Origin of the sequence: Streptomyces mirabilis (assembly GCF_018310535.1) — a bacterium.
GTDB lineage: Bacteria > Actinomycetota > Actinomycetes > Streptomycetales > Streptomycetaceae > Streptomyces.
Window position 1 is genome coordinate 841,863 of record NZ_CP074102.1, and the last position, 17,292, is coordinate 859,154.

Genomic DNA, 17,292 nt, shown 5'->3' on the forward strand with positions numbered 1-17,292 from the left:
AGCCCCGCTTCATCGCGGAATCACGGAACTCGGAGAAGATCACCATGAGCTCTCAGAACCAGAAGGTCGCCGTCGTCACCGGAGCCTCGCAGGGCCTCGGCGCGGGCATCGCCGAGGCCTACCGCAAGCTCGGGTACGCCGTCGTCGCCACCTCGCGCACGATCGCTCCCGCCGACGACGCGGGCATCGTGACCGTTCAGGGTGACATCGCCGACCCCGCCACCGCCGAACGCGTCATCGCCACCGCGGTCGAGCGGTTCGGCCGTGTCGACACCCTGGTCAACAACGCGGGCATCTTCCTCGCCAAGCCCTTCCACGAGTACACCCAGGACGACTACGCCGCGGCGACCGGCGTGAACCTCGACGGCTTCTTCCGCATCACCCAGCTGGCCGTCGAGCACATGCTCGCCCAGGGCGGCGGCCACATCGTCAACATCACCACCAGCCTGGTCGACAACGCCGACTCCAACGTGCCCTCCGTACTCGCCTCGTTGACCAAGGGCGGCCTCCAGTCGGCCACCAAGTCCCTCGCCATCGAGTACGCCACGCGCGGCATCCGCGCCAACGCCGTTTCGCCGGGCACCATAAAGACCCCGATGCACGCCGAGGAAACCCACGAGGCCCTCGCCGGGCTGCACCCGGTCGGCCGGATGGGCGAGACGAGCGACATCGTCGATGCTGTGATCTACCTGGAGAACGCCCCGTTCGTCACCGGCGAGATCCTGCACGTCGACGGCGGCATGAGCGCCGGTCACTGACGGAACACGACAAGGGAAGAATCCTGATGAACAGCACGACGGACAGCGACTCGGAAGCGATCCTGCGCGGCGTCCTCGACCAGTGGAAGGCCGCCGTCGACGGGCACGAGCCGGACCAGGTCGCCGCCCGGTTCACCGAGGACGCGATCTTCCAGGGGCTGCACCCTTACAGCGTCGGAAGGCCGGGCGTAGCGGCGTACTACGCCTCCCAGCCCATCGGCATGGCCGCCGCGTACCGGATTCTCGAGACCAGACGCCTCACCGACGACCTCGTACTCGGTTATCTGAGCGTCGACTTCTCCTTCACCGACCGCCCCACCCTCAACGTCAAACTCGGCGTGCTGGTGCGACGCGTGGGGGAGTCCTGGTACATCAACCACTACCAGGTGTCACGGCTCGAGTAGCCCGGCTCCCTTACAGGGACTTCACCCAAGCCGCGGTGTCACCGGGGCGACCGAAGCGAAGCGTGTCGAGGGGCGCGAAGCGGGGGTCGCCGGTGCGGCGGGTGATCTCGCGGCGCCGGTTCGCGTGCTGGGACCAGGCCCACCAGACGGGGTGTTCCCGGCTCAGCCAGCCGGCCCAGGTCTCCCTGTTGCCACCGAACAGCGGCTCGCGTGTGACGGTGCGGCGGACGGAACGGCGCAGGACGCGGGGCAGGACGACCCGTTTGGGATAGTCCAGCCATATCACCGTGTCGGCCCGGTCCCACATCAGGTCACGGACCTCCGGATAGCCGATGGAGTCGATGACCCAGCGGGGTTCGGCGGTGATCCGCAGCACGTCCTCGCTGAGCTTCTCGTTCACGGCCCACCCGGCGCCGGTGAAGTACAGCGCGTCCATCTCGTGGTACGGCAGTCCGAGGCGGCCGCTCAGGCTCCGGGCGAGCGTGGACTTACCCGCACCGGTACTGCCCACCACCAAGATCCGCCGCATCCCCGCACCCTAATCGAGCCGGACCCCGCCGCGAGAAAGGGGTGGTCAGCGGACCTGCGCGGCGAACGCCTCGTACGCCGGCTCGTCGAAGAGGACGAACGTGACCTCCTCGACGGCCGTCTGCGTGGCCCGTACCGTCTCCACCGCGATCCGGGCCGCGTCGCCCATCGGCCACCCGTAGATACCGGCGGAGACGGCCGGGAAGGCGACCGTGCGGGCGCCGAGTTCGTCGGCCACCTTCAGCGACTCCCGGTGGCAGGAGGCGAGGAGTTCCGAACGGTCCTCCTCACAGCTGAAGACCGGGCCCACGGTGTGAAGGATTTACCCACGCTGCCGCAGCGCCGCACCCGGCAGCACATGGGGCAGGAGTCTTCCAAGCGCGTGGCCGCAGGTTCCAGTCCTGCACGGGGCGCCAGTCTCAGCCCTCCCCTCCGGGAGGGCTTTTTGCCGGCCGCCACCCACGCACGCACGCGGCAGCGTGAGCGGACCGAACGCCCCGGAGACGGGGCGAAGGGGAGCCGGCTGCTGCCGCGCGGTGGCTGAGCCCGTCATGGGCGCGCCCCGAGTCATGGGAAACCGTACAGTTCCCTGCCGGCGGCACAGCGGAACCGTACAACCGCCTACACGGGCTCGGTCCTGACGAAGTGGTCCCGCAGCCACCGCAGAGCCGAGGCCCGGTCGAGGTGAAGGCGCCTGTCGTCGAAGTTCAGCGTGTACGTGCCCAGTTGGCATGGTACAGCCGCGTCTCCGTTGATTCGGCCTTCCGTTGCCAGGCGACAACGTCCCGCGCGGACCTCGTCGGCCAGCAATCGGCGTCACGCCCGGCTCGCCACAGCGCTGGCGCCGGCAGCCGCGAGGGGGCCTCACGGGAGGAGTCACACGCGATGCTGGAGACGCACTGCCAGGGCCGGGCACTGGTTGACGGCGCGGCGGGCGCCGTGCTCCTGCCAGGGGGCGACCGGGATGGTGGTGGAGGTGGGGTAGCCGTGCGGGCCGAGGCGAATGAGGTCGGGGGCCAGCACGGCGCACAGACCGTGGCCGGTGCAGCGGGACCAGTCCACCTCCAGCCGGGCGCCCTTCGCAGGCGGGAGGGGCAGTGCGCCGCGCACGGGACGGCCGCAGCCGGGGCCGGACAGGTGGGCGTCGACGTCCTCGGAGAAGACCTCCAGTGCGGTGAGCAGGAAGCGGGCCGTGCCGTCCGGGTGCGAGCAGGCGCCACCGCCCTGGGCCGTGACAAGGGCACGCCGGGCGTCCTCCAGCACCGCGGGCTCGGCAGCACCGGCGGCCAGCACGGCCAGGGCCTCGGCGGCCTCGGGCAGGCCGCGCTTGCACGGTCCGCACTGGCCGGCGGACTCGGCCGCCAGCCAGGCCGCGACCTGGGCGGTCTCGCCGAGCGGGCAGGTGTCGTTGGGGAGCGTGACGATCGCGCCCGCGCCAAGGGTTCCGCCGAGTCCGGCGAGCCCGGCGCGGGAGAGCGGCGCGTCGATGGCGTCCGACGGGTGCAGCCAGGCGCCGTGGTAGCCGCCCACCACCACGCCGGCGCCTGGCTGGAGGCCGCAGGCGTCCAGTACCGGGCCCAGCCGGGTGCCGGTCGGAACCTCGACCACCAGCGGGTCGGCGCCTGGCCGGTTGACGGTGAGCAGGACCGTGCCGGGTTCGGCGGCGGTGCCGACGGCGGCGTAGGCGTCGGGTCCGAGCCGGGCCGCGATGGAGAGTTGGGCCCAGGTCTCGGCGTTGGAGAGCAGCGTCGGACGGCGACGCACCCCGCCCGTTCCCCCTTCGGCCGCGCGGGCCTTCAGCGGCGCCGGTGCCACCGGCAGACCGTTGATGCCACGGATCAGGGCGCCGGATTCGCCGGAGACGAAGCGTTCGGGCAGGCATATGGTGCGGACCGGGCAGGGAAGTTCGCGCTCGGCAAGGGCGGCCGGGACCGATATCTCGCCGGGGCTGCCCGCGGCGACGCCGATCACGATCTCCTGGGCGCCGAACGCGGCCGCGGCCAGGCAGGCGCCGTCCAGTACCAGATGCGGCGCGCGGCCAAGCAGCATCTTGTCCTTGGCGCTGGCCGGTTCGCCCTCCGCGCCGTTCACCACGATGACCGGCGGCGCGCCGGTGCGGTCGGCGCCGGCGAGCGTGGCCCGGGCCTTGCGGGCGAACGGGAAGCCTGCGCCGCCGCGGCCGGACAGGGCGACGGCTTCGGCCAGGGCGAGCAGACCGTCCCGGTCCGCTTGGAGGAGCGGCGGGTGGACACGAGTGTGGGCGGCGAGATCCAGGCGCTGGTGGCGGTCCAGGCCAGCGGTCAGCCGGGCCGAATCCAGCCAGCGCACCTCGGGCAGCTTCAGCGGGGCGTGCTTCACTCGCTGCCTCCCGGCTGGGCCAGGTAGAGCGGCCGGGGCCCTGGTCTCGCGGCGTGCTTGGGCTGTCCGGGCAGGCCGGCGCCCGGTGCGGACCGGCGAGCCGCCGTCGTCGGTGGCACGGGCCGGGCGGCCCAGGCGAGCGGGCGGACGCCGGTGCTGGGCCGGGCGGACCGCTTGGACAGGGCGGCCAGCGCGGCCGGACGGACAGCAGCGGGCCGATACGCCTTGGCGCTGCGACGACGCCGGCTCAGGGTCCGGTGGCGGCCCAGGCAGGAAAGGACACGGACCAACAGCACGAGCGCCACCAGGGCCGCGCACAGGCCGTAGCCCCAGAGAACCCACGCGTGCGCCTTGCGCCCCGCCGTCAGCCCGTGCGCCAGGGAGATCGGCCAGCAGACGTACGCCATCGAGTGCAGCACCCGCCACAACCAGGGGCGGCTGCCGGCGAACCGACCGCGGAGCACGCCGGTAGCCATGATCAGGGCGAGCAGGTCGGCGGCGATGGTGCCCAGGCTCGCCGCGAGAGCGGCGCCGCCGGTGAAGGGGACCACCGCGGTCTGCGGAGCGGCGTGCCGCTCGACGACCTTGACCGCGATGTGGGTGACCAGGAAGCCGAGCGCCGCGACGGCGCTCGCCCGGTGCACCGACTGCACGGCCACCCGCAGTCGGGGAGTCAGCACCAGCCGGTCGGTGGCGGCGAGTCCGCAGGTCACCACGGCAGTCAGTGAGAGCAGGGTGAAGACGCCGGCGAAGTGGTCCAGGAAGGCCATCATCCGGCCGGCTGCTCCGGCCGACGCGGCGCCGACCGCAGGATCGGCGAGCAGAGCAACGCTGGACATGGGGCACCTCCTTCCTTGTGCTCGGGTCACGCAGCCAGGCCGTGGCGGGGCCGGATCGGGATTCCGAATGCCCGCGTCGGGAAGGGCACCGCCGGGAGTGTGGCACCGGGGGCACTGCACGACAGAGCCCATCGTTAGCCCGTACCCCAGCCCAGCGACAATCGCACTGCTACGGCCCACGACCGTAGCGAGGCTCCGCGTCCGTGCCGGTTTCTCGGGCGCCGGTGGGAGTTGTGGTCCACGACCGTGCTTAGTAGTTGCCGAGAGCGCCGTGACCAGGCTCACCCGCGTGCGAGCCACGGCGGCGTCAAGATCCTGGGCCAGGCGATTGCCTGGCCCAGGAGTCTGGCAATCACGGAGAGTGCGCTACCCACGGAGATCGGAATGGCGGACGCCGAGACACCGGCGGGCCGGGAGAGCCGGTGCTGGCCGGCTGCGGCGGTGAAGAGCTCGGCGGACATCGCGGCGCGGCGCGGCATCGCCGAGGGCTACCCGTGCGCCCGGACGACGTACGAGTTCCTGGCCGACGGCAGACTGGTGCACCTGTCAACGAGCTGGGATGCGTACGACATCACCGCCGACACTCCCATCGTCCTCCCGGAGGGAGGGCCGCATGCCGGGGCAGGCGTCGTGAACCGCATGGCCGCGATCGGGGTCACCGACAGCCACGCCGTGGAGCAGCCGGAGCCGCGGCAGGCGACCGCTGAAGACGCTTCGCTTCTCGGCATCCAGAAGGCCGCGCTCGTCACGCACACCCGGCGGACGTGCTGCGTGGATGGGATCAGGCTGTGGTTCTCAGTAGTCGTCCGCCCCACCGGATGAGTCGGACGACCGCCATCACCCGTCCAACCGCCAACCCGACGAACGCTCTGACGCTCAGGGTTTCTGGGGAGGGCCGATGAGGGGTGTCCTGACGGATGCCGCCATTCCGATGAGAACGGTGGCGTAGGTGCCGCCCATGGGTTCCTTCGCCGGTCGGGGGCGTCGGCGTTGAGGTTGTAGTTGTTGGCGACCCAGACGTTGCCGGACGGGTCGATGACCACGCCGGTGAGGGAATGAAACGCCTTGTTCGTCCAGCCCGCGACCGCCAGAACTCGCGGCGTACATGACAGATTTTGGCCTTGCCGCAACAACCCCCGCTCGGGACGATGAGCCCGCACGCGGCACCGCCTGGACCACAGCGTTCTGTACCCAATCCCCCCACGAAGGAAGGACGTCGGCCATGGCAATTCGCACCGAAGTCGGCGCGTCCCGGGCCATCGAGCCCAGCCGCCGGGACGAGCCCGCGAGACGCGCGGTAACGGCACTCGGCCTCCTGGGCATCGCCCTGATCCACTTGCTCGACCTGCCCGGCAAACTCAAGGAGACTCCCTACCTCGGAGCCGCGTACATCGTGCTCATCGTCGCTAGCGTGGCGGTCGCCGAGTATCTGATGCGGCGTCATGACCGCCGGGCCTGGCTGGCCGCGACCGCGCTCGCCGCCTCCGTACTCCTCGGTTACGTGGTCAACCGGAGCGTCGGTCTCCCGGGAGCCATGGACGACATCGGCAACTGGCTGGAACCGCTGGGGCTGGCTTCTATGTTCGTCGAAGCGGTCGTGGTGGTGCTGGGGCTGTCGGGCCTCGTGGACTCGATGGCGCGCGGGTCCGCCGACGTCTGAGCACTTACCGGGCGCGCTGTCAGTTCGTCGGCACGGCGGCGCGCTATCGGCTCCAGCCGGAGACCAGGTGAACACCGGCGAGCGCGACAACCAGTCCCGCGCCGAGTGCCACCGCCAGAAGTGACCAGCGTCCGGCGCGCCACGGGGCGACGATCCCGTGGCGCGCCGGACGGCGGCGCAGGTCGGCACCTATGAGGCGCGGCAGACGCCACACGTAGGCGAGGACATGCACGACCGTCACGGCGATCCAGCAGATGAAGCTGGCTTTGTGCAGCAGGAGCACCGAAACCGGGCCGGTGTCGGGTCCGAGCAGGGCCAGCGTCACCCCCGTACCGAGGACGGCGACGCTCGTGGCGACGACCAGGGGGCCCAGCACGCGCAGCAGAGGTGCGGGCGGCCCCTTGCGGCGGTAGGCGGGCGCGCCCGTGTAGTAGCGGAAGAACCGGTAGCCGGTCGAGCCGATCTTCAGGCAGACCGGGCCGGTCAGCAGCAGCCCGATGAAGAAGTGCAGGGTGAGGAGCTGCCCGAGGAAAAGGATGGTCACGCCCTCGACGGCGAACAGGACCAGCAGCACCGCACCGGTCGCCGCGGTCAGCCGCTCGTTGCCCTCCGGGCCGCCGGCCGTCGCGCCGTCCGCCTCGTTCGTGCTGTGGACCGGTGTCCTGCCGCCGATCACGGTCACTTGTCCGTCCTCCTGATGATCGGGCCCCGCCCGGCCCGGATGGCAGTGCTGTCCCGCCCGCTCCCGCACTCCGCGTCGGAGCGGCAGGAGTATGTCTGACGTGGGGTTAAGAAATCGTTCACGACCGCGGGCCCGGCCGCCGGTCCGGGGCACGCCCGGGTGCCCGGTCCAGGCGCAGCGCCAGTGCCGGACACGCGGCCACGGCGCGGCGCGCGTGCCCGAGGGCTTCACCCGCGAGAGGGGCCGATCCCATGATCGGGTAGCCCCACTCGTCCAACTCGACGAGTTCCGGGAGCAGTTCGGCGCACAGGCCGTAACCGTCGCAGGCGATGCGGTCGATTCCGAGGGAGTGCGGGACGGCCATGCCGATCACCTCCATTCCCGGTCGTCCGGTGCCGGTGTGTCCGGAACCGGCAGTACGGGCTCGTCGCCCGCGGCGGCGCACGGGCCGAGGCTCAGGTGGTGGCGTACGTCGTCGGCGAAGACCCGCAGGGCGGTCGCCGCGAAGCGGGACGCGCCGTCGGGGTGCCGGCAGGCGCCGCGCCCGGCGAGCAGCCCCGCCCGGTCCTCCAGGCGCCGTACCGTCTCCGGGGCGGGACGGCCCCAGGCGAGGTCCGCGAAGTCCGCGGCGACGGCCGGCAGCCCGAGCCGGCACGGTCCGCACTGGCGTGCGCTCTGCGCCGCGAGGTGGCCGAGCACCCTCGCCGCCTCGGCCAGACCGCAGGCGCGGGCGGGCAGCGCCACGATCACTCCGGCGCCGGGTCCCGCGCCGAGCGCGGCCAGGTCCTGCTTGGCGAACGGGACGCGCAGCGCCTGCTCCGCCGGCAGCCAGCTGCCGAAGAAGCCGCCCAGCAGCACGGATCCGAGCGGCTCCGCAGGTCCCCCGGCGGTGTCCAGTACCTGGCCGAGCGGCAGGCCCATCGCCACTTCGTAGACGCCCGGCGTACGCAGCGCACCGGAGAGGGTCACAAGGGCGGTGCCCGCTGCGTCGGGGCGCCCGGCGCCGCGGAACCAGCCGGGACCGTAGCGCGCGATCAGTGCGAGGTGGGCGAGGGTCTCGACGTTGTCGATCAGGGTGGGGCGCCGGCCGACCCCCTTCTCGAAGGGGCGCGGCGGGGTCGCCAGCGGGCGGGCGTCACCCCCGTTCAGCCAGCGCACCAGTGAGGTCTCCTCGCTGGAGACGTAGTGGTGGGGCAGTTCGTGCACCAGCACCGGCACCGGGGCGAGGCCCAGCCGCCGGCGTTCTTCAACGGCTTCGCGCAGCGCCTGTGCCTGGTCCTGCCGGGTGCGGGGGAGACAGAGGTGCGCCACGTCGGCGCCGACCGCGGCGGCGGCCAGTGCGATGCCGTCGAGCACCAGGTGCGGGGCGAGGTCGAGCAGGGTCTCGTCCTTGCGGCTGGCCGGTTCGCTCTCCATGCCGTTGGCGACCACCACGGCAGTACCCCGGCCGGCGGCGACGGTGCGCAGCTTGCGGCCGGTGGGGAAGGCGGCGCCGCCCCTGCCGGTCAGTCCTGCGTCCTCCACAGCGCGCACCAGTCGGCCGGCCGTGTCTGCGGTACGAGGAAGGGGCGGCGGGCCGTACCGGCGGAGGTGCTCGTCCAGGCCGGCCGCGCGGCCGGTTTCGTACCAGCCGTGCAGCAGCCGGGAGCCGTACGGGCCCAGCATGCCGTCCCTGCCGCCGCCGGCCTGAAGGGCTGTCAGGGTTGCTGGCCCATCGGTCATCGCGTCGGTCATTCGTCGCCTCCCTCGTCATCGGTCGTCGTCGCGGGCGCCGGGTGGACGGTGCTCGTGCCCGTGGTTGTGCCGGTGCCGGTGCTCGTACTCGTGGCGGTGGCGCCTCCCGCCCGGTGCGCCCAACCCGGTTGCAGCGGACCGGAGTTCACGAACGTGGCCAGCACCACGGGCATCGCCGCCGCGGCGACCCCCGCCCAGAGCCTTGCCGTGACCCGGCCCGGCCCCGCCCGGTACAGCCGCCACCAGACGGCGGCGACCACGAGGGCGACGCACCCGGTGTACAGAGCGAGTTGCAACGTGAGCCGGGTGTCGGTGCCGGTCCCGGCGGCATGGAAGAGCGCCACCGGCCAGGCCGCGTAGGCCAGCCAGTGCACGGCCTTCCACCGCCGCTGCCCCATGCGCAGCCGTACCGCGCTGGTCGCCGCGACCGCGAGCAGCAGGTCGAACGCGACCGTGCCGAGCCCCAGCCAGAGCGGCCGGTACGAGGCGGTGAACGGCACCACCGTCACCAGCCAGCCCAGGTGGACGAAGGTGTCGAGGATCGCGGTGACGATGTGCAGGGCCAGGAAGACCAGGGTCAGCACCGACAGGTTGCGGTGCAGCGCGCTCACCTCGAAGCGGGCGAGCCGCCGCGGTGTGTACCGGCCGCCCACGGCGACGCCGAGCGCGACGGTCGCGGTGAGCAGCACCAGGGCGACGGTGCCGCCGGCCCGGGTCGCGAACCACAGCGGGCTGGGGCCGGCGGCGAGGGGCACGAGTCCGGTCACCGGGTGCCTCCCACGCTGTCCTCGGGCCAGCCGCAGACCCGCTCGACGGTTCCGTCCACGCGTACCAGCCGCGCGGGCAGTCCCGCCCGGCGCAGACGGCCGAGGGCGCGTTCGCCGAGCACGACGGCCTCGGTGCTGGCGGTGTTGGCGGCCACGCAGCTGACGGCGGCGACACTGACGGTCTGCCAGACCGGGGCGGGAATGTCGCCGGTGGCGGGATCGACGATGTGGTGCAGTCGCCGTCCCCCGCGGCGCCAGGTCCGCACCGTGGTGCCGGAGGTGGCGAGTCCACCCTCGGTGATGCCGACCGTGGGCCGGGCCACGGTGTCGGGTGCCGCATGGTCGTCAGCGATGGCGATCCGCCAGCCTCCCGGCGGTGCCTGGCCTGCGACGGAGAGGTCTCCACCGAGGTTGACCAGGACGCCGCAGCCCGCCGCCTGAGCGGCGCGGTGGGCGGCCCTGTCGGCGGCAAGGGCCTTGGCGGTCGCGCCGAGGTCGAGTGCGATGCCCGGGGGCAGCCGCAGTCGCCGGATGGGCCGGTCCCATGCCACCGCCCGCCATCCCGCGGACGGTCCGGCGAGGCGTGCGGGGCCCAGGTCCTGCGGTCGCAGTGCGGCGAATGTGACGTCGTAGCCGAGCGCGGTCACAGCGGCTGCGACGGTGGGGTCCACGACGCCCGCGGTCACCTCTGCCGCGTGCAGCGCCACGTCCAGTGCCTCGGCGAACAACGTACTCACATGGCATGGGGCACCCGCCGCAGCATTGGCACGCGACAGTTCCGAGTCGGGCCGGAACCGGCTGCACGCCGCGTCGATGGCGGCGAGTTCGGCGTCGAGGACCCGCCGTGCCGCGTCCATCGCGCCGGGGTCGGCGACGAGCAGCGAGGCGGTGGTACCCAGCGCGGGGAAGGATACCGACGCCGGACCTGTGGCGGCAGCGGTCATGACGCACCGGACGTGGTGTGCGACGGCTGCGGGGTCGGGGTCGCCGGCTTCGTCGCGGTGGGTGCGGGGGCTGCCGGATGTGTGGCGGGAGTCGTCCGGTGCTTCGCGACGGTCGTGTGCGTTGCCGTGCGGGAGGAAGGGGCGGCGGTCCTGGACGGGGCCACCGAGTGCGACGCGGTCCGCGGGACCGCGGGCGTGCTCGACGTGGCCGCGGGCGCGGGGGTGGACGGTTGCCAGGTGTTCCCAGGGGCGGGTGAGGACTTCCCGGGCAGGGCGTGGGCGTATCCGGTGGCGAGCGCCACGGAGCCGACCGCTGCCGCGGCGGCCACCCAGCGGGTGGTGCTTCCGACCCGGCGAAGGCCGCGGTCACGGCGCCGGGCGGCGCCGGCCGACGTGGGCTGGTCGGGGTGGGACATGGTTCCTCCTCGGCCGTCGGTGTGCCGTCGTGAAGCGTTCGTCACCCCGCGGCCACACCTGCGGACATCCGTCCAACCAGCCTGCGCAGACATCTGTCGGGATCCGGTTCAGGAATCCTTCAGAACCCGCAAAGATCAGCGAAGACACTGTTCAGGAGGGTGAGATGCGATCTGTCGGGCGGGGCGGCGGCTGCCTGCGGGGCGACCGGCATGTCCCCGGGAGAAACTCAGGCGCCACTCGTCCGCGTATCGCCCGAGCCGGGCTTGCCGGTGCGGTCGCGTCCGCGGCGGGAGGCAGGCAGCGACAGGGCCACCGTCAGCCCGCCACCGGGCGAATCCAGCAGCTCGGCGGTTCCGCCGTTGGCGGTGACCAGCCGGTGGACGATGGCCAGGCCCAGCCCCGTTCCGCTCGCCTCGGGGTTGCCGAACCTGCGGAACGCGCTCTCCCGCGCGGCCTGGACCATCCCGGGGCCGTTGTCGACGACCCGCAGCTGAACCGCTCCACCCTGCCGCTTGCCGGTGATCCGCACCTGGCCGCCCTCCTGGACGGCGTCGAGGGCGTTGGCGATCAGGTTGTCGAGCACCTGCTCCAGATCGCCCTCACCGAGGAAGGCCGTGAGCCCGGGGCAGCAGTCGGCGGTGAGCCGGACCGGGCCCGCGTGGGCGACGGGCTCCCAGGCGGCGACCCGTTCGGCCACGAGGCGGTCCACCCCGACCGGCACCGGGCGCGGCACCGCATGCTCGGCGCGGGCCACTGCCAGCAGTCCGTCCACCAGCCGGGACAGGCGGGCGATCTCGCCCTGCGCATCGGCCAGTTCGGCCGCAGTGTCCCCTTCGGCGTCGGCGGCGAGCAGGTCGAGTCGAAGCCGGAGCGCCGCGAGCGGGGTGCGCAGCTGGTGGGACACATCGGCGACCACAGCACGGTGACCGTGCACCAGGGCCTCGGTGCGCCCGGCCATCGTGTTGAACGTCGCCGCGAGCCGGCGCACCTCCTGCGGCCCTGCCTCGACCGGCGCCCGCGCGTCCAGTGCCCCCTCGCCCAGCCGCTGTGCCGCCTGGTCCAGCACGCGGAGCGGACGGCCGACCCAGCGGGCCAGGAGAACCGACATGAGCACGGCGGCGCCGAGGCCGCTGACGCCGATCAGCGCGAGCCAGCCCCACATCGCCAGGATCCGGTCGTGCAGCGGGTCGGCGGACCGGCTCAGGACGGCGACCCCGACGGGGCCCGAGGCGTCGCCGATCGGTACGGCGGTGGTCAGCCACTGATCGTCCTGGCGCACCAGGGTGTCGGGACGGGCGAGCACAGAGGAGGCCAGCCCCGCGGAATCGCCCCCGGCCACGTCGGAACACGCGGTCGACATCAGCACATGTCCCGCGCTGTCGTAGACGGTCGCACAGTCACCTCTCGCCTGGGCCTCCTCGACAAGGCTCCGCGCCGCTGCGTCCGGCTTGTGGTCGGACAGGTACTCCTCGGCGGCGGAGGCGATCGACCTCGTCCTGGCCGCCGCTTCGTCCCGGAACGAGGTTTGCTCACGCTGGGTCATGATCAGCCCGAGCGGCACCACTGCCAGCACCAGAACCGCGGTGATCAGGGCGAGGACGCTGAGTGCGATACGGCGGGTCACGGCGCGTCAGCCGACTTCACCGAGGCGGAAACCGCGCCCGTAGACCGTCTCGACCAGTCCGGGCACGCCCAGCTTGCGGCGCAGCGCGGCCATGTGTACGTCCAGCACCTTCGTGGGCCCGTACCAGTGGGCGTCCCAGGCACGTTCCAGGATCTCCTGCCGCGTCACGACCCGGCCGGGATCGGCGGCGAGGCATTGGAGGATGTCGAATTCCTTGGGGGTGAGCGCGATTTCCGCCCCGCCTACCGTCACCTTGCGGGTGCGCGGATCGACGACGAGCGGGCCGTGGGTCAACAGCTCGGGCTCGGACGGGCGGATGCGGCGCAGTACGGCCCTGATCCGTGCCAGCAACTCCGCCAGGCCGAAGGGTTTGACCAGGTAGTCGTCGGCGCCTTCGTCGAGGGCGGCAACCCGGTCGCCCTCCTCGCCGCGGGCGGTCACCACGATGATCGCCACATCCGACTGGCGGCGCAGCACGCGGCAGACCTCGATGCCGTCCACGTCCGGCAGGCCGAGGTCCAGCAGGACCACGTCGGGTGCGGGAACGTGGGTGAGCGCACCGCGTCCGGTGCCAACGCTGGTCGCCCGGTACCCGGCTCGGTCCAGGCCACGCACCAGCGACCGGGCGAGCCCCGGGTCGTCCTCGACGACCAGCACGGTGTGCGCGCCGGGATCCGCCCGATGGCCGTTTTCCTCTTCCACGGCACCCAGCGTAGGACGACGGGGACCACTCTCCGGACCGAGGGAGGGCCGGCTACGTGGGACGGACGGAGCGAGGGGCACGCGGGACGAAGGGCGAGGACGCGGGGCGGGCGGGGGACGGTACGCGCAGGGCCGCCGCCGTATCCGCCCGGCTTTGCCACATCTGAAGCTTCCCTGAACGGCTTTCCGACGCGACGCGACGCACGCTGATGACATGGCGTCCGCGAGCCGGACGTTCGCCTCGCGGCACAGACTTCGTCCGAAGGAGGTCAGCCCATGCCCATGACTGTGCCCGGACCCGCGGCGGCCCCAGACCCGGTGCGGCGACGCGAACGCGGACTCCGGCGAGTAGGCACCACGACCCGGCGGACCGCCACCGCCGCGACGGCCGCAACCCTTCTGCTCGGAGCCGGCTACGCCCATGCGCTGCCGGGCACCTCCCACCCGGCGTCCGGCGCGGCCCAGCACTCCACCCGCGACCACCCTCGGCCCCCGGCCAACGCCCCGGCCTCCACCACACAGCCGGCACAGACGACGACCGGAGCGTCCTGATGCCTGATCCCACCACCAGTGGCGGGCATCGTGGTGCGCACGAACTGCGTGCCACGGCCACCGAGCAGGGCAGCACCTATGCCGGGATCGTGCGGCTGGCGCGGCAGGCCGGCGTCGAGTCCGCGCCCGTCGTGCGACTGGCGGACCGATACGCCGCACGGTTCCTGCCCCTGCCGCTCGCGGGGCGGGTCTGGCCTGGTTGATCAGCAGCTCCGCAGTGCGCGCGGTCGCGGTCCTGGTGGTCGTCACCCCTTGTCCGCTGTTGTTGGCCGCTCCTGCCGCGATCGTCTCCGGCCTCTCCCGCGCCTCCCGTCTCGGCGTCGTCTTCCTCGGCAACCGGGCGCAGGGCCTCGAGTCCGGTCAGGGCCACCATCGTCTGCGGGTCGAGGGCCTGTACTGCGGTGCGGTCGCCGTCGGCGCGGACGACCACGTTGCAGGGCAGCAGCAGGCCGATGGTGCGGTCCGCCTGCAGGGCCCGGTGGGCCAGTGGCGGGTTGCAGGCGCCAAGGATGACGTAGTCCTCCATGCCCTGGTCGAGTTTCGCCTTGAGGGTGGCGGTGACGTCGATCTCGGTGAGGACTCCGAAGCCCTGCTCGGCGAGGGCCTCGCGAACCCGGGTGACGGCGGTGGCGAAGTCCGTGTCGAGGTGCACCGTGCGGTCGTAGCGCATGGTGTCGTCCTTTCCTGTCCGCTTGCGCGGCGCTCGGGTGTCCAGCCGCGGGCCAGACATCCGTGTGCTGTTTCACAGGGCTTTCCATGTCCCATGAAATACCCCCCTGGGTATTGGCTACTGTCAACTAATACCCCTGGGGGTAATTCTTCACTGGAAGGGAGTGTCGCGTGTTCTTCGTCGACACCCTTGAGATCGCCGGCCTCGGCAACCGCAGCTATCTGGCCGGCGGTGAGCGGACAGCGGTAGCGGACGATCCGCCACGTGACATCGATCAGGTGATCGCGGCGGCGGCGCGGGGTGCGGATATCCCACGTGGTCGAGACGCACGTCCACAACGACTACGTTACCGGCGGCCCGATGAGCAGGCCCCAAAATCGCCACGCACTCCACGTGCGAGGTCATCGGAAACACATCGACGAAGCTGGACCTTCACAGACAAAGCACCTGGCGACCGGCACGGCGGCCTGCGGCTGATGCTCAATGCCCGGTGTGCGAGCGCCTCCAAGGAGACGCCCGCACACCGGGCATTACTGCTTTGGGGACTCAGGCAACAACGGGAAACCCGAACCGTGGTTCCGTCAGCGGACCTGCGCGGCGAACGCCTCGTACGCCGGCTCGTCGAAGAGGACGAACGTGACCTCCTCGACGGCCGTCTGCGTGGCCCGTACCGTCTCCACCGCGATCCGGGCCGCGTCGCCCATCGGCCACCCGTAGATACCGGCGGAGACGGCCGGGAAGGCGACCGTGCGGGCGCCGAGTTCGTCGGCCACCTTCAGCGACTCCCGGTAGCAGGAAGCGAGAAGTTCCGAACGGTCCTCCTCACGACTGAAGACCGGGCCGGCCGTGTGGATCACCCACCGTGCGTCCAGCTCGCCCGCGGTGGTGGCGACCGCCCGGCCCGTGGGCAGGCCCTTGCCGTAGTGCGAGGCGCGGAGCTTGCGACAGTCGGCGAGAATGGCGGGGCCGCCACGTCGGTGGATGGCCCCGTCCACGCCTCCCCCGCCGAGCAGCGACGAGTTCGCCGCGTTGACGATCGCGTCGGCGCTCCGATGGGTGATGTCTCCCTGGACCAGGGTGATGGCGGTCATGACGGCCTCGGCTTCCTCGTATGCGGTCTTCGATCCTCGCCGCATCGCGCTCCGGCCGCCACGCGACAACCGATTGTCAGACGACCACTCCATCGATCTCGAAGGTCTGCACGGACGCGGCGGAGAAGGCCGCCGTCAGCGTCTTGCCGCTCAGATAGGTGTCCGAGTGGGCGGTGTAGAGGTCGCCGCCGCCGGAGGTGACGGTGTTCCAGCGTCGTACGAGTCCGCCGCTGCCCCCGGTGACCTGGCTGAACTTGGACAGGTCGAAGGTGAGGTTCTGCGCGGCGCCGGAGTTGACGGCCACGATGACCAGGCGCTTCGCGCTCGCGTCGTAGGCCGCTGCCGCGTATCCGACACCGGTGTCGATGATGGTCATGCCGGGGCGGATGTGCCGGCTGAACTGGGCCATCACGTAGTACTTGGTCTGGACGGTCGTCGGCTGGAGGGTGCTCTGGTCGTAGGCGATCATGGCCCAGCCGGTGCTGGGGTCCATCACCTGCCAGTAGACCCAGGCGGTCGGGTGCAGCCAGCGGAAGTCCAGGCAGAGGTTGCTCGCCAGGGTGAGGCCGGTGGCGTCGGAGTCGCCCGTCTCGGAGTTCCACAGCCGCTTGCCCGCCGTGGTGACGACGTCGGTGTAGAGGAGGTCACGGCGACCGCCCGAGCCCTGGTACCCGTGCACATTGACCCGGTTGACCTGGGCTTTCGTGGTCGAGCTGAAGGAGTTCCACGTCGTGCGGGCCAGGTCGTAGTTCGTCTCGTCGGACGCGGAGACCAGGGTGCCGGTCAGACCACGCTTGTCGAGCTCGCTGCGCAGATACGGGAGGACGGCCGCCTGCACGGTGGCGTCCATGTGGCAGCCCTCCTGGGTGCCCGTCGCCGTCCACCAGCTGGAGGAGGGCTCGTTGAACGCGTCGACGGAGCTGAAGCTCACGCCCCAGTTGTTCTTCGCGTAGAGCGCCACCGCGGCCAGGTGGGAGGCGTGTTGACGGTAGTTCCAGGACTGGAGGTTGTTGCCGCCGTCGGACGCGCCGGACGGATTGTGGTTGAGGCACATCCACCACATCGGCGAGTTGGCGAACAGCTCGCTGACGGCGCCGCGTTGGGTCGCCTTGACCAGGGCCGCCCGCTGGTTGGCGTCGGCCGTCCAGTCCCAGGCGGAGGAGGTGGGGTCCTCGTTGTTCCAGTCCTGCCAGTACCCCTCGATCTGCTTGAACGCGGGGATGTTGGCGGAGGCGACCATGCTCGCGCCGCTCACGGTGTTCCAGCTGGACGCGCCCAGGTTGTAGCGGGCGATGTTGAGGCCGAGGCCCGGCAGCGTCTTGCCGCCGTACGCGACGGACTTGGTGGTGAAGAAGATGTCGGCGAAGTCGTCCCGGGCGCCGAACACATTGGCCCACCAGGCGAGGGAGGTGCCCCAGCCCTCCCAACTGCCGTACGTCGTACCGGGGTTGACCCCGACGGTCGCGTCGGCCCGAGCGGTGCCCGTGGCCAGCGCACTGCCGAGCAGCGCACCACCCGCCGCGGCCAGCACCGATCTGCGCTTGATCATGTGGAAGTCTCCT

Annotated in this window: 17 protein-coding genes and 5 pseudogenes; 7 read left to right on the forward strand and 15 right to left on the reverse strand. The window is 71.9% G+C overall.

Going from position 1 to position 17,292, the window contains the following annotated elements; all coding sequences use genetic code 11:
* Positions 1 to 44: 44 nt before the first annotated feature.
* Entirely contained in the window at positions 45 to 758 is a 714-nt protein-coding gene (locus SMIR_RS03820) for an SDR family NAD(P)-dependent oxidoreductase (RefSeq protein ID WP_168497353.1), read from the forward strand.
* Positions 759 to 784: 26 nt separating this feature from the next.
* A complete protein-coding gene (locus tag SMIR_RS03825; RefSeq protein ID WP_101401757.1) occupies positions 785 to 1,162 on the forward strand; it encodes a Cif family virulence factor in 378 nt (125 codons plus the stop codon).
* Positions 1,163 to 1,172: 10 nt separating this feature from the next.
* Here the strand turns inward: SMIR_RS03825 and SMIR_RS03830 are convergent, their stop codons facing one another.
* The 4 genes and pseudogenes from SMIR_RS03830 to SMIR_RS03845 form a co-directional block, all read right to left on the reverse strand.
* Complete coding sequence (locus tag SMIR_RS03830) at positions 1,173 to 1,691, reverse strand: AAA family ATPase (RefSeq protein ID WP_212726509.1); 519 nt, start codon at positions 1,689 to 1,691, stop codon at positions 1,173 to 1,175.
* A 45-nt stretch (positions 1,692 to 1,736) separates the two neighbouring features.
* A pseudogene (locus SMIR_RS03835) lies at positions 1,737 to 2,012 on the reverse strand (macro domain-containing protein); the annotation flags it as partial.
* 554 nt (positions 2,013 to 2,566) lie between these two features.
* Positions 2,567 to 4,048: an NADH-quinone oxidoreductase subunit NuoF family protein gene (locus tag SMIR_RS03840; protein ID WP_211118858.1), complete on the reverse strand. Its 1,482-nt coding sequence runs from the start codon at positions 4,046 to 4,048 to the stop codon at positions 2,567 to 2,569.
* Positions 4,045 to 4,887, reverse strand: coding sequence for a hypothetical protein (locus SMIR_RS03845; RefSeq protein WP_168497351.1), 843 nt, complete (start codon positions 4,885 to 4,887; stop codon positions 4,045 to 4,047). The genes SMIR_RS03840 and SMIR_RS03845 overlap by 4 nt, the downstream gene beginning before the upstream one ends.
* A 450-nt stretch (positions 4,888 to 5,337) precedes the next feature.
* Here SMIR_RS03845 and SMIR_RS03850 point away from each other — a divergent pair.
* Together SMIR_RS03850 and SMIR_RS03855 are read left to right on the forward strand one after the other, a co-directional pair.
* Positions 5,338 to 5,652, forward strand: a pseudogene (locus SMIR_RS03850) (GntR family transcriptional regulator); the annotation flags it as partial.
* Positions 5,653 to 6,109: 457 nt separating this feature from the next.
* Positions 6,110 to 6,547, forward strand: a complete 438-nt coding sequence (locus SMIR_RS03855) for a hypothetical protein (RefSeq protein WP_212726510.1) — start codon at positions 6,110 to 6,112, stop codon at positions 6,545 to 6,547.
* Positions 6,548 to 6,590: 43 nt separating this feature from the next.
* Here SMIR_RS03855 and SMIR_RS03860 read toward each other — a convergent pair whose 3' ends face one another.
* The 8 genes from SMIR_RS03860 to SMIR_RS03895 form a co-directional block, all read right to left on the reverse strand.
* Complete coding sequence (locus tag SMIR_RS03860; RefSeq protein ID WP_212726511.1) at positions 6,591 to 7,229, reverse strand: hypothetical protein; 639 nt, start codon at positions 7,227 to 7,229, stop codon at positions 6,591 to 6,593.
* A 118-nt stretch (positions 7,230 to 7,347) separates the two neighbouring features.
* Positions 7,348 to 7,593 carry a ferredoxin gene (locus tag SMIR_RS03865; RefSeq protein ID WP_212726512.1) on the reverse strand — a complete coding sequence of 82 codons (246 nt, stop codon included), beginning with the start codon at positions 7,591 to 7,593 and terminating at the stop codon, positions 7,348 to 7,350.
* A gap of 5 nt (positions 7,594 to 7,598) precedes the next feature.
* A complete protein-coding gene (locus SMIR_RS03870; protein WP_249938335.1) occupies positions 7,599 to 8,963 on the reverse strand; it encodes an NADH-ubiquinone oxidoreductase-F iron-sulfur binding region domain-containing protein in 1,365 nt (454 codons plus the stop codon).
* The gene (locus SMIR_RS03875) at positions 8,960 to 9,730 is read right to left on the reverse strand and encodes a ferric reductase-like transmembrane domain-containing protein (RefSeq protein ID WP_248003233.1); all 771 of its coding nucleotides are present in this window, start codon (positions 9,728 to 9,730) and stop codon (positions 8,960 to 8,962) included. The genes SMIR_RS03870 and SMIR_RS03875 overlap by 4 nt, the downstream gene beginning before the upstream one ends.
* Positions 9,727 to 10,674, reverse strand: a complete 948-nt coding sequence (locus SMIR_RS03880; protein WP_168497343.1) for an FAD:protein FMN transferase — start codon at positions 10,672 to 10,674, stop codon at positions 9,727 to 9,729. Before SMIR_RS03880 ends, SMIR_RS03875 begins: the two co-directional genes overlap by 4 nt.
* Positions 10,671 to 11,090, reverse strand: coding sequence for a hypothetical protein (locus SMIR_RS03885; RefSeq protein WP_168497341.1), 420 nt, complete (start codon positions 11,088 to 11,090; stop codon positions 10,671 to 10,673). Before SMIR_RS03885 ends, SMIR_RS03880 begins: the two co-directional genes overlap by 4 nt.
* A gap of 227 nt (positions 11,091 to 11,317) precedes the next feature.
* Entirely contained in the window at positions 11,318 to 12,715 is a 1,398-nt protein-coding gene (locus SMIR_RS03890) for a sensor histidine kinase (RefSeq protein ID WP_168497339.1), read from the reverse strand.
* A gap of 6 nt (positions 12,716 to 12,721) precedes the next feature.
* Positions 12,722 to 13,417: a response regulator transcription factor gene (locus tag SMIR_RS03895; protein ID WP_248003232.1), complete on the reverse strand. Its 696-nt coding sequence runs from the start codon at positions 13,415 to 13,417 to the stop codon at positions 12,722 to 12,724.
* A 276-nt stretch (positions 13,418 to 13,693) separates the two neighbouring features.
* On the opposite strand from SMIR_RS03895, the gene SMIR_RS03900 reads away from it, so the two are divergent.
* On the forward strand, positions 13,694 to 13,969 hold the full coding sequence (locus SMIR_RS03900) for a hypothetical protein (protein ID WP_168486626.1): 276 nt from the start codon (positions 13,694 to 13,696) through the stop codon (positions 13,967 to 13,969).
* 32 nt (positions 13,970 to 14,001) lie between these two features.
* Positions 14,002 to 14,294 (forward strand): annotated as a pseudogene (locus SMIR_RS43230) (heavy metal translocating P-type ATPase); the annotation flags it as partial.
* Here the strand turns inward: SMIR_RS43230 and SMIR_RS03905 are convergent.
* Positions 14,295 to 14,639, reverse strand: a pseudogene (locus tag SMIR_RS03905) (DUF302 domain-containing protein); the annotation flags it as partial.
* 170 nt (positions 14,640 to 14,809) lie between these two features.
* Between SMIR_RS03905 and SMIR_RS43235 the strand changes: the two are divergent.
* Positions 14,810 to 14,996, forward strand: a pseudogene (locus SMIR_RS43235) (MBL fold metallo-hydrolase); the annotation flags it as partial.
* Positions 14,997 to 15,220: 224 nt separating this feature from the next.
* Here SMIR_RS43235 and SMIR_RS03910 read toward each other — a convergent pair.
* Positions 15,221 to 15,730, reverse strand: coding sequence for an O-acetyl-ADP-ribose deacetylase (locus SMIR_RS03910; protein ID WP_212726513.1), 510 nt, complete (start codon positions 15,728 to 15,730; stop codon positions 15,221 to 15,223).
* 76 nt (positions 15,731 to 15,806) lie between these two features.
* Complete coding sequence (locus tag SMIR_RS03915) at positions 15,807 to 17,279, reverse strand: glycoside hydrolase (RefSeq protein WP_168501398.1); 1,473 nt, start codon at positions 17,277 to 17,279, stop codon at positions 15,807 to 15,809.
* Between the last annotated feature and the right edge of the window lie 13 nt (positions 17,280 to 17,292).

What these genes read in the sequence shown, in the direction of transcription:
- SMIR_RS03845 (WP_168497351.1), bottom strand. Translation starts at nt 4,887, where the DNA reads ATGTCCAGCGTTGCTCTGCTCGCCGATCCTGCGGTCGGCGCCGCGTCG.
- SMIR_RS03915 (WP_168501398.1), bottom strand. Translation starts at nt 17,279, where the DNA reads ATGATCAAGCGCAGATCGGTGCTGGCCGCGGCGGGTGGTGCGCTGCTC.
- SMIR_RS03885 (WP_168497341.1), bottom strand. Translation starts at nt 11,090, where the DNA reads ATGTCCCACCCCGACCAGCCCACGTCGGCCGGCGCCGCCCGGCGCCGT.
- SMIR_RS03820 (WP_168497353.1), top strand. Translation starts at nt 45, where the DNA reads ATGAGCTCTCAGAACCAGAAGGTCGCCGTCGTCACCGGAGCCTCGCAG.
- SMIR_RS03910 (WP_212726513.1), bottom strand. Translation starts at nt 15,730, where the DNA reads ATGACCGCCATCACCCTGGTCCAGGGAGACATCACCCATCGGAGCGCC.
- SMIR_RS03900 (WP_168486626.1), top strand. Translation starts at nt 13,694, where the DNA reads ATGCCCATGACTGTGCCCGGACCCGCGGCGGCCCCAGACCCGGTGCGG.
- SMIR_RS03825 (WP_101401757.1), top strand. Translation starts at nt 785, where the DNA reads ATGAACAGCACGACGGACAGCGACTCGGAAGCGATCCTGCGCGGCGTC.
- SMIR_RS03870 (WP_249938335.1), bottom strand. Translation starts at nt 8,963, where the DNA reads ATGACCGACGCGATGACCGATGGGCCAGCAACCCTGACAGCCCTTCAG.
- SMIR_RS03830 (WP_212726509.1), bottom strand. Translation starts at nt 1,691, where the DNA reads ATGCGGCGGATCTTGGTGGTGGGCAGTACCGGTGCGGGTAAGTCCACG.
- SMIR_RS03865 (WP_212726512.1), bottom strand. Translation starts at nt 7,593, where the DNA reads ATGGCCGTCCCGCACTCCCTCGGAATCGACCGCATCGCCTGCGACGGT.
- SMIR_RS03880 (WP_168497343.1), bottom strand. Translation starts at nt 10,674, where the DNA reads ATGACCGCTGCCGCCACAGGTCCGGCGTCGGTATCCTTCCCCGCGCTG.
- SMIR_RS03855 (WP_212726510.1), top strand. Translation starts at nt 6,110, where the DNA reads ATGGCAATTCGCACCGAAGTCGGCGCGTCCCGGGCCATCGAGCCCAGC.